Origin of the sequence: Streptomyces phyllanthi (assembly GCF_009377205.1) — a bacterium.
GTDB lineage: Bacteria > Actinomycetota > Actinomycetes > Streptomycetales > Streptomycetaceae > Streptomyces > Streptomyces phyllanthi.
The window spans coordinates 1-10,770 of record NZ_VJZE01000318.1 but is presented as its reverse complement, the minus strand read 5'-3'; the positions used below and the strand labels follow the sequence as shown (position 1 = coordinate 10,770).

At 72.3% G+C, this 10,770-nt stretch carries 5 protein-coding genes and 1 pseudogene; 2 read left to right on the top strand and 4 right to left on the bottom strand.

The genetic code is table 11. From position 1 onward, the window contains the following. Positions 1 to 771 (bottom strand): annotated as a pseudogene (locus FNH04_RS32130) (hypothetical protein); the annotation flags it as partial. Positions 772 to 867: 96 nt separating this feature from the next. After that, complete coding sequence (locus tag FNH04_RS32125; RefSeq protein WP_228031734.1) at positions 868 to 4,539, bottom strand: LamG-like jellyroll fold domain-containing protein; 3,672 nt, start codon at positions 4,537 to 4,539, stop codon at positions 868 to 870. Between the two features lie 338 nt (positions 4,540 to 4,877). On the opposite strand from FNH04_RS32125, the gene FNH04_RS32120 reads away from it, so the two are divergent. Together FNH04_RS32120 and FNH04_RS32115 are read left to right on the top strand one after the other, a co-directional pair. Then, positions 4,878 to 5,486 carry a DUF485 domain-containing protein gene (locus FNH04_RS32120; protein WP_152789385.1) on the top strand — a complete coding sequence of 203 codons (609 nt, stop codon included), beginning with the start codon at positions 4,878 to 4,880 and terminating at the stop codon, positions 5,484 to 5,486. Between the two features lie 95 nt (positions 5,487 to 5,581). Further along, entirely contained in the window at positions 5,582 to 7,222 is a 1,641-nt protein-coding gene (locus tag FNH04_RS32115; protein ID WP_228031735.1) for a sodium/solute symporter, read from the top strand. A gap of 58 nt (positions 7,223 to 7,280) precedes the next feature. Here FNH04_RS32115 and FNH04_RS32110 read toward each other — a convergent pair whose 3' ends face one another. Together FNH04_RS32110 and FNH04_RS32105 are read right to left on the bottom strand one after the other, a co-directional pair. Further along, positions 7,281 to 8,165 (bottom strand): cellulose-binding protein, encoded by an 885-nt coding sequence (locus tag FNH04_RS32110; protein ID WP_152789383.1) that lies wholly within the window; start codon positions 8,163 to 8,165, stop codon positions 7,281 to 7,283. A 249-nt stretch (positions 8,166 to 8,414) separates the two neighbouring features. After that, positions 8,415 to 10,770 (bottom strand): SUKH-4 family immunity protein (locus tag FNH04_RS32105; protein WP_194236886.1); only part of this gene is annotated, 2,356 nt, incomplete at its 5' end.

Genomic DNA, 10,770 nt, shown 5'->3' with positions numbered 1-10,770 from the left:
CTCCAGGGGGTAGTTCCAGGTGAAGTCGCCGTTGGAGCCGCCCGCCTGCCAGGTCGAGGAGGCCGCCAGCGGGGTGGCCTCGTAGGTGCCCTGGTCGGAGGAGGCGGCGGCGGACAGCGCCAGGACCGTCGGAGCCCTGCGCGCGCTGACCTTCGCGGTCACCGTCTCCTTCTCGGCGTCGTTCTCCGAGGCCACCGGCGTGGTCCTACGGCACTCCGCCTTCTCGGGCGTCGTGAGGGCGCACTCGGGCAGCCGTACGAGACGCAGACGCGACGACCAGTTGCCGCTGTAGGCGTCGGCGAAGGAGCTGTAGTCGACGGTGGTGGCGGCCTTCTCGCCGTCCGTCCCCGTGACGGTGAACGCGAAGCCGTCGATGCCGAGTTCGGAGGTCGTACGGCGGTCGACGACCCGCACCTCGGGGTTGCCGGCGGCGGCCTTCGCCGCCCGTACCGCCTTGGGCAGGCGGACCTTCACCGCCGACGCACCCGGCCACTTCACCTCCGCACGCGCCTTGGCCAGCGTCTTGCGCGCGGCCGCCACGGTCGGGTCGTGGACCTTGGTGCGCTTCGCGTCGAAGGGCTCGGCCTTGCCGTACCGGGCCTTCTGCAGGGCGGTGTGGTCGCGGTCCCGCTCGGCCGCCTGCGCCGGTGCGGCACTCAGCAGACCGGCGACGACGGCCGACGACACGGGCAGAACGACGGCGGCGAGACGCCGCCGGCTCGCTCTGCTCCACGCCCATCTTCTGGGCAGCAGTGAGCTGTTCCTGGACACCACGTAAGGGGTTCTCCGGATTCTGAAGTACTGAGGTATGGGGGCGTGCCGGGCCGGTGGACCCGGCACGCCGTTGGGGAGGGGCGGACGCCCGGCCTACTCGACCGGCACCGGTGGCTCGTCCACCGTCGCCAGCTGCGTGATCTCCGCCTCGGAGAGGACACCCGCGTACACGCGCAGGTCGTCGAGGCGGCCCGGCAGGGCGTTGCCCCACTCGCCGTTGTCGTGGCGGCGTGCGGCGCCCACCATCAGCGGGCCCGTGGACTCGAAGGTCTCCTCGCTGAGGACGCCGTCCTCGTCGCCCTGCCGCTGCCCGGAGACATACAGCTTGACCGACTGGTTCACCGAGTCGAAGACGCCGACGACATGCACCCAGCCACTGGGCGCGTTGACCTCGTCCGAGGCGACCCCGGCGGCCGGACCGCCGATGACGTCGGTCTCGTACCGGCCGAAGTTCCAGTCGCCGACGGACTCGCCCGCCTCCTGCCGGTACCAGAGCCGGAAGGTGTTCCGCTTGGCGCCCGGGTGGGAGAACACCGTCGGCGAGTGCGCCGTGGTGGTGTCGTCGAGGAAGCCGTCGCCCAGGTTCACCCAGCCCGCGAGCGTGTAACTGCCGGACTCGTCCAGGGACACCGGCGAGGTGCCGCGCCCGAACTGGGCCGCGTCCAGGCTGAGGACGGTGCCGTGGGCGGGGTCGTCGGTCGCGGTGAGGGTCGCGCCCGGCTGGAGGGTCAGCGTGTTGCCCCGGCCGGTGGCGTCCGCCGCCGTGGTGCCGGAGGACTCGTCGAAGCCCCAGTGGGCGAGCAGCTCGGACTCGGGCTGCCCGGTCTCCGGGTTCTCGGCGTTGCTAACGGCCCACAGCTCGTTGTCGAAGACGACCCGGTTCCACACCTGGACCTGGTCGAGGTCACCGGCGAAGTAGTCCGTCAGCTGACCGGCTCCCTTCATACGGCCGACCTCGAAGGGGCCGTTCGCCGCCCACGGGGTCGTGTACTCGGTGGCGGCCTGGAGCTGTCCGTTGACGTACAGCCGGATCTGCTTCCTGTTGTTGTCGTAGACACCCATCAGATGGGTCCAGGCGCCCACCACCGGCGGCTTCCTGGACACCGCGCGGGTGATCACCGGGCTGTCGACGTCGGCCGAGTACCGGTTGAAGATCCACTTGTCGTACGTCGACGAGTAGTAGATCTGGAAGCTGCCGGCCCGGGTGCCGCTCTGCGAGGCCACCGTGGAGTTGCGGCTCTTGCCGGTGAGCCGGACCCAGGCGGACACCGTGAAGCTGTTCGTGGTGTCCAGCACCGCAGTGGCCGTGGAGCCGGACACACTGGTGCCGTTGCCGCGCAGACCACCGCCGAGACGGGCCTTGTCGGTCCAGGACGCGGAGGTGAGCGTCAGCGGCCGGTCCTTGCCCGAACCGTCCGCCGCCGTCGTACCGCTGCCGTCGTCGAGCTTCCAGCTCGCCACCGGGTCGGCGCCCTTGGCCACCTTGAACAGGTAGTCCCGCGTGGCGCTCGGGTTGCCCGCGGCGTCGAAGGTCTGCACCCGCAGTGTGTTGGTCAGCCGCTTGTCGGGCGCGGCCTCGATGTCGTACACGAGGGTGTTGCCGGTGAACGTCTTGCTGCCGAGCTTCACACCGTTGAGCCACCAGTCGTAGCGGCGTACGTCGGTAGCGTTCGCGATCACCTTGAAGGTGCCGGTCATACCGACGCTGCCGCGCTCCGGGTCGGCGGCCTCACACGTCGTGCCCTCGCACTCCTGGTACAGGGGGGAGATGACCGTGGGCATCGGCGGGCCCTTGGAGTCGACCTTGAAGAAGCAGTAGCCCGACCAGGGGCCGAACAGCGAGTGCGTGTCGCCCTTCCACGAGTATTTGTACTCGGTCCGCGCGCGGAACTTGTGGACGACGTTCTGGTCGAGGGCCGCCGTCTGCGCGGTACCGGCCGTGCCGCTGTCCGTCCACGTGGACGGCTTCAGCGAGGTCGGCGAGGTGCTGGTCCCCTTGTAGAGCTCGAAGTTGGGGCGCAGCGAGGAGTTCGAGGCGTCCCCGGACGTCGGGGTCGCCGTGAGGCGCGGGGTGGTGTCGCGGATGACCGCCGGGGAGGAACTCGCCGAGCAGGACACCTTCGGGTCGGACATCTTCACCGACGACGGCTTGCTGCTCGGCGGCGTCACGTACGTGATCGACAGCCGGGGCTTGCGCGAGGAGGTGGCGTCCGGGTCGAGCGGCGACATGAACTGCTTCCACGCGATCGGGTCGGACTCACTGGCCCGCAGGCCCAGCGTGGTGAGCGTGTCCTTGGCCTTCGCGGTGTGCGCGACGGCCGCGGTCGCGTCGAACTCGATGTCCCCGTCCGGGCACGCCGACGAGTGGCCCTTGGCGGCGGACACGGTGTCCACCTTCGCGTACCACTTCAGCGCCTTGTCGTTGTCGCTCCAGGTGATGGAGGAGTTGATGCCGCTGGTGCGGTAGAGGTCGATGTTCTTCTTGTCGCAGTTCGCCGACCAGATCGCGTACGGGGTGAAGGTCGCGTTCAGGATCTTCTTGCCGGCCACCTTGCGGGTGTCGAACTGGAAGAGGGAGCGCGCCTTCTTGTTGTCCACGAACGCGTCGTAGCCCACGCCGAGCGCGTGCTTGGTCTTCCAGAAGCTGGTGCCGGGCGAGTCGGACCACAGCGTCGTCCACCCCGTCAGCGAGGACTTGACCGCGGGCGGGTCGAGGACGACGGGGTACGAGGTGGCGCTGTCGCCGAGGAACTCCTGGTCCGGGACGATGGACAGGGCGTCGCCGGTGACGCGCGTGTCCATGACGGCGGTACGGGAGCGGGCACCGGCGCTGAGGGCGTCGGCCACGGCCTCGGTGGAAGCGGCCTCGGTGGAAGCGGCCTCGGTGGAAGCGGCCTCGGTGGAAGCGGCCCTCGATGAGGACGAGCCGCCCGCAGAAGCGTTTTTCCAGGTGGCCGGCTTCGTCTTCGCCGCCCCGGCCTCCGTCCCCGCGTCCCACATCAGCGCCGTACCGCTGGAGACCACCGCGTGGCCCGAGCCGTCGACGAACGTGGCCGCGCCGGAGCCGTCGGTACGCACCGACAGCCCCCGCGTCTCGACCGGGAAGCTGATCTTCTTCAGGGCCGGGTCGGCGGCTGCCGCCCGCGTGTGGACGACCAGGTGGTACGTAAAACCGTCCGGATGCACCTGCACGGCGAGGTCCACGTCGGGCAGCACCGACCGGTAGACGGCCGACGCCCCCTCGATCTCCGGCTTCGGCAGCGCCCACGGCGACGACACCGCGTACTCCTTGCCGCCGGTCACCAGCCGCGCCAGCGGCTCGCCGTCGCCGCCGCCGGAGAGCCGGATGTCCTCGGCGGCACGCGGGGCGAGACTGCCGTCCGCACGCCTGACGAGGGTCGTGTCCACGTCGGTCCACTCGCCGTCCTTGCGGACGCGCTCCGGGGAGGCCGACGCCTCCGCGGTGAACGTGCCGTCCGGACGGGCGATCACACGGCTGCTCGCCGAGGTCAGCTCGCCCACCTCGACCGGCTTCCCGGACTCGACCGCCTTCTTCGAGGCCCGCTGCTCGGCCGTGGCCTCCGCGACGGGATCGTCCTCCCAGAACTCCTTGCCGCGTGCCTGTTCATCGGCCGATCGGCCGGAATCCCCCGTGTCCGCGCCTGAGTCGGCGCCCGTTTTCGTGCGAGTGGCGGTGTCCGTTTCCGTGACCGCCTGTGCCGGGATGGCCCCCGTCAGAACCAGCACGGCCGAGGCGACGGTCATCGCCCCGCGCATGGCTGGTCTGCGACTGCGACTGCTTGGCCGCACTCTTCCCCCTGCTTTTTAAGTTTTTGATGAAAATCGTGGTCCAGGGGAGGTTAACCGGCGTGTCCAGCTTGCCCAAGCCGTTTTCGTGAGTCCCTTCTCACACATTCGCCACAGCAGCCACACAGACCTGAGAGATCGTCAGACATTTGCGAGGGTCCCAGGGGTACGCGCATACCGACCACTCAGTTTGGTGAAAACCACACACTCACGCACCCCTCCGAAGGAGCGTGCACGCTCGCCCACCGCTCCCGTGGGTCCGCGACCCGGCCCCTGGAAGCGCAAGGAGAAACGGCATGTCAGACGGTTACCCGCCTCCCTCGCACCAGCCACCGCCGCACCGCCCACCCGGCCGTCCGGGCCACCGCCCACCACGCCACGCCTATCAGGACCCTGACAAGTCACCACCCCGGCACACGTACCAGCACCCCTACAACTCACCGCCCCCGCAGCCGACTTACCCGTGGGCGCCGCAGGAACCCGAACACACCTGGACCCCTCAGGACCCCGAGCACCCCTGGGCACCACAGGAACCCGAACACACCTGGGCCCCGCAGGGGCCCGAACCGGCCACTCCACACCCCCCGCGCAGGAACTCCCCCACCCGCCAAGGCGACCTGCGGACCCTGCGCCACGCATACCGCCGACAGCGCCGCGTGGCGACACTCACCGCGCTCGGCTACTTCACCGTCTTCCTCATCCTGTCCGCCCTCGCGCCGTCCCTCATGACGAGCACCGTCTCCGGCGGACTCTCCACGGGCCTGCTCCTCGGACTGCTCCAGGTACCCGTCACCTGCCTCGCGATCTGGCTGTACGAGCGCACCGCGCGCCGCCGCGTCGACCCGCTCGCCGACCGCATCCGCAGGCTCGCCGAGGTGGACGCCGGGCGGGGGGCCGCACGATGACTCACCTCGGCGCGGCCATCGGATCCCCCATCGGCGCGGAGACGAGCCCCGGCACGGCGGCCGGCCTCTCCGAGTTCAGCGGCTCGGCCCAGACCATGTCCCTCGTGGCGTTCACCGCCGTCGCCACCATCACGCTGCTGCTGTGCGTGATGACGGGCCCCGACCGGGACGACCTCGACGAGTTCTACACCGGCTACCGCTCGCTCTCGCCGATGCGCAACGGCCTCGCGATCGCGGGTGACTACGTCTCGGCGGCGACGGTGCTGGGCACGGGCGGTGTGATCGCCCTCTTCGGCCACGACGGCGTGGTCCTCGCCCTGAGCACGGTCCTCTCGCTCATGCTGCTGATGTTCCTGCTCGCCGAACCGCTGCGGAACGCCGGACGGTTCACCATGGGCGACGCGCTGGCCCGCCGGATGCCGGGCCGTGCCGTACGGATCACGGCCTGCGTCACGACCCTCGCCGCACTGCTGCCGCTGATGCTGGTCCAGCTCGCGGGCACCGGCGACCTGCTGGCCTTCATCCTCGGCTTCTCCGGCGACAGCCTGAAGACCGGCGTCGTCATCGGCCTCGGCACCCTGATGATCGGCTACGCGGCGATCGGCGGCATGAAGGGCACGGCCCTCATCCAGATCCTGAAGATCGTGATGCTGCTCGGCTCGGGCGCCGTCATCGCCGTACTGCTCCTGCACCGGTTCGACTGGGACCCGGGCGCCCTGCTCGGCACGGCGGCCGACAACAGCGGCGTCGGCCAGGGCTTCCTGCACTCGGGCCTGCAGTTCGCGGACGGTCCCCACCCCGAACTGGACATGATCAGCGCCCAGCTCACCGTGGTCCTGGGCGGAGCCTGCCTCCCCCACGTCACCATGCGTATGTACACCGCGGGCAGCGCACGCGAGGTACGCCGCTCCCTGTCCTGGGCGGTACCGTCGGTCGCCCTGTTCGTGCCCGTCATCACGGTGGTCGGCTTCGGCGCCACGGCGCTGATCGGCCGCGAGGTGATCGCCGGGGCCGACCCGCAGGGAAACACGGCCTATCTGCTCGGCTCACGGGCCGCGTTCGGCACGGACGTCTCCACGACGGAGACCCTGATCTTCACCACGGTGACCACGGCGCTCTTCCTCACGCTCCTCGCGTCGGTGGCCGGCATGATCCTGGCCTGCGCCAACTCCCTGGCACACGACGTGTTCGCGACCCGCGCCAAGTCGCCCACCCCACACGGGGAGATGGCCGTGGCCCGGATCTCGGCGGTGGCCGTGGGCGGCCTCGCGATCGCCCTCGCCACCCTGGTCCAGAACCGCAGCCTCCAGCCCCTGGTGACGCTCTCCTTCTGCCTGGGCGCCTCCGCCCTCGCCCCCGCCCTGGTCTACAGCCTCTTCTGGCGCCGGTACACCCGCACCGGCCTGCTCTGGACCCTCATCGGCGGCTCACTGTCCGTCATCATCGTGATGACCGGCACCAACCTGGTCTCCGGCTCCCCCAACGCCGCCTTCCCCGAAGCGGACTTCAACTGGTTCCCGTTCACCACCACGGGCCTCGTCACCATCCCCCTGGGCTTCGCCCTCGGCTGGCTCGGCACGGTGACCTCCGGCCACGACCGGACGGAGGAACAGCGCCGGCGGTACGAGGCGGTGGAGGGCGTGATCCTGGCGGGGGCGGCACGCGCGGATACGACGGGCACGGATACGGCACGGAAGGAGACGGTAGGGAGGGAGACAGCACGCAGGGGCCACTGAGCGCACGGGGCTCACCCGCCCGCCACTCCGACTCCGCCACTCCGCCACTCCGACTCCGCTACTCCGCGGGAGCCCTGCCCGTGAGTGCCGCCAGGCTGTTGCGTACGTGGTCCATGTGGGCCTTCACCGTGTCCCACTGCTCGGCATGCTCGCGCAGCACCCGCTCCGTCTCGCGGGCGATACGGTCCTCGAGCACCCCGGCCCCGGCCACGAGTTCGGCGGCGCGGGCCTCGGCCTCCGCCTGGATGCCCGCGGCGGCCTCCCCGGCCTCCCCCAGAGCGCCCTCGGCCTCGGCGAGCGCGGCCTCGGCGAGGGCCAGCCGCTCGGCACACAGCGCGTCCAGGGCGGCCTGGCGTTCGGCCGCCTCCCGGTCCACCTCCGCACAGCGCTCGGCGTACTCCTTCTTCTGCTCCGCGAGAAGACCCCCGGTCCGCTCCCGTACCTCCCGCAACGCGGCCAGCGCCTCCCCCCGGCGCTCCTTCACCTCGCCCCGGGCCTCGATCCGTACACCGTCCGCCTCCGCGCGCGCCGCGAGCAGCCGCTGCCGGGCCCGCTCCTCCGCCTCCCCCCGCACCTCCTCGGCGTACGCCTGCGCCTCCTCACGCCGCCGGCGCCCCTCCGCCTCCGCCTCCTCGACGATCCGCCGGGCCTCCTCACGGCCGCGCGCACGGACCGCCTCCGCCTCCTCCACGCCCGTCTCGAACAGCAGCCGCGCCCGCTCGCCGAGCGCCTCGTACGTCTGCGGGGCCAGCCGCGCCACGGTCTCCCGCAGCCGCTCCGCGTCCGCCTCCATCTCCCTGGCCAGCACGGTCAGCCGCGCGGCCCGCTCCCACGCGGCGTCACGGTCCTGCGAGAGGGCCGTCGCGTACGCCTCGACCTGGTCGGGACGGTAGCCGCGCCGTACGACCGCGAAGCCGTCCGGCGGCACCGATGCGCTGCTCATCCAGGAACCCCTCTCACATGACGTCGCGCATATCTTGATTGATCAGACGTAAGGGTTCATACCCGACACTCCACGCATAGGTAACGGCCGCACTCCACGCCGGAGTAACGGCCGTCCTGGCACGCACAAAGGGCCGGGCCCGGTCACACGACCGGGTCCGGCCCTTCACTCGGGGCGCCTCGGGATCTCCTGCGCCAGGCCCCGCGACGCCGGGATGATCCAGGCGGCAGGGCCCAGGTCAGCCCCGCGTCACAGCAGCCCGTCCCACATCTCCTCCAGCAGCACCGACCACCAGGTCTCCGGCGAGCCCAACGCCGCCGGGTCCAGGGACAGCAGCTGAGCCTGGAAGTCGACGGTCCAGCGGCCCGCCTGCTCCTGGTTCAGCCCGTACCGCAGCCGCCACATACGCCCCAGCAGAGCGAGACAGCGCTGGAACTCGGGCAGCCCCGTGTTCACGAACTGCGGCGGCACCGGAGCCCCACCCGGCCCGGCCTCCACCGGCACGGCCACGATGTTCGCCGTGCCGTACTGCACACACAGCGCCTTGCCGAAGTCACTGCCCATCACGAGGTACGACCCCGCGTCCGCCGCCGGCTGGATACCGCGCTCCTGCGCCAGCTCGGCCAGCGTCGGCACCGGCCGCCCCGGCTGGGCCTGCGCCCAGAAGAACGGACCCATGTCGACCGGCAGCCCGGCCACCACCAGCGAGTGCGCCACGATCGGCGGCACACCCTGCCGGGACACCGCCTGCTGGTCGAACCGGAAGACACCCGGCCCGACCGCCGCCGCCATCTCCTGCGCGATGCCCTCCGGCGGGACCGGCGCCACCGGCTGCACCGGCGGCAACGGCGCCCGCACCGGCGCGGGCCGCGCAGGACCGTCGGCCACCTGGTGCAACTCCCCCTGGTGGGCGAGGAGTTGCGCCATGCCCTGCTGACGGGAGGCGTGATCGGTGCCGTACGGGGCGATCGACGTTATCCGCGCGTTCGGCCACTGCTCACGGATCATCCGCGCACAGTAGGCACCCGGCAGCTCGCACGACTCCAGCTCCGTGTGCAGCTCCAGCACCTGGTCCGGCGGAATGTTCATCCCCCGCAGCTCGTGGAAGATCTGCCACTCCGGATGCGGCATACCCGGCGCCGACCGCCGGATCAGCTGCTGCTCGGAGCCGTCCGGGGCGCGGTAACGCAGCACGGCCTGGTAGCCCGGGCCGACGGTCGGCTGCCCCTGCGGCTGCTGCGGATAGCCGTACGCCGGGGGCTGCTGCCCGGGGACCGGCTGCGGCACCCCCGGGGGCACACCGGGCGCACCAGGGACCCCAGGCATACCAGGCGCTCCGGGAGCGCCGACCGGCGGACCGGCCAGCATCGTCTCGGCGTGGTGTACGCCACCGGGGGCGCCCGGAGGCTGCGGAGCGGCAGGCGTATGGTGCTGCCCCGGAACACCGGGCTGACCCGGAGCCCCAGGAGGACCCGGAGGCTGGGGCGCGCCGGGCCCGCCGACCGAGGGGCCCGCCAGCATCGTGGCCGCGTGATGGACACCACCCGGCGGCGTACCACCGGGCGCACCCGGAGGCTGCGGCGCACCCGGCCCGCCCGGAGCACCCGGAGCGGCATGCGTACCCGCGCCCTGCGGCCCGTCCGGACCGAGCTGGGACACCAGCTGCGTCGGCACGTACCCGCCCGCCGGGGTACCCGGAGCACCCGGCCCGGACGGCGGAGGAGTACCGCCCGGCCGCGCACCCGGCGTCCCCGGCGCCCCTGGCGCACCCGGCGGGGCCGGAGGCGGCGGCGCACCCGGCGCACCACGGCGCCCACCACGCGGCGGAGCGGCCTTGCTGGTCGCGGCGTCGGCGATATCACCTGCGTTGGGCGGAAGGGACCGCTGCGGCGGAACCCCGGCCCCCGGACCACCGGCCGGCCCGGACGGGCCGGGGGCACCGGGCGGAGGCGTACCGGGAGCACCGGGCGGCGAACCGGGACCCTGCGGATAGCCGTACGACGCGGGCGCCCCCGGCGGAGGCGTACCAGGCCCCTGCGGATAGCCGTACGACGGCGCCGGCGGCCCGGGCGGAGGCGTCCCCTGGGTCCCACCGGAGGCGGGCGCACCGGGCGGCGGAGCCACCTTCGTCGGCGGCAGCGCGCTGCCCCCGGACATCAGCGCGGTCTCGGCGTCCGGCGCCACACCGGACGGCGGCGCACCGGCACCGTCACCATCGCTCAGCTGCGACGCGAACACGGTCTGCGGCAGCGGTACCGAACGGTCCTCCTCGGCACCTCCGTTGGTGTCGGTTCCCGCCCACGGAGTCGCCCCCTCAGGCGTGGCCGGCACACGGTCCCGCGGCGGCGCGTCCCGCACCTCGTCAACGGCACCGGCCGCGGGCCACGGCGTGGCGTCGGCCGGAGCGGAGGGCGCCCCGGCGAGGGTCTCGGGCAAACCGGCACGCGGAGGCACCGCATCCGGGACGGACCCCGCCTCCGGCCCCGCGACGGCGTCGGAAGGGGCGGGAGCGGCAGCGGCCGCAGCCGGACGCACCCCGGCCCCATCGGACCCGGATCCAGCCCCGGGCCCTACCCCTGATCCAGCGCCAGACCCGGCCCCGGCC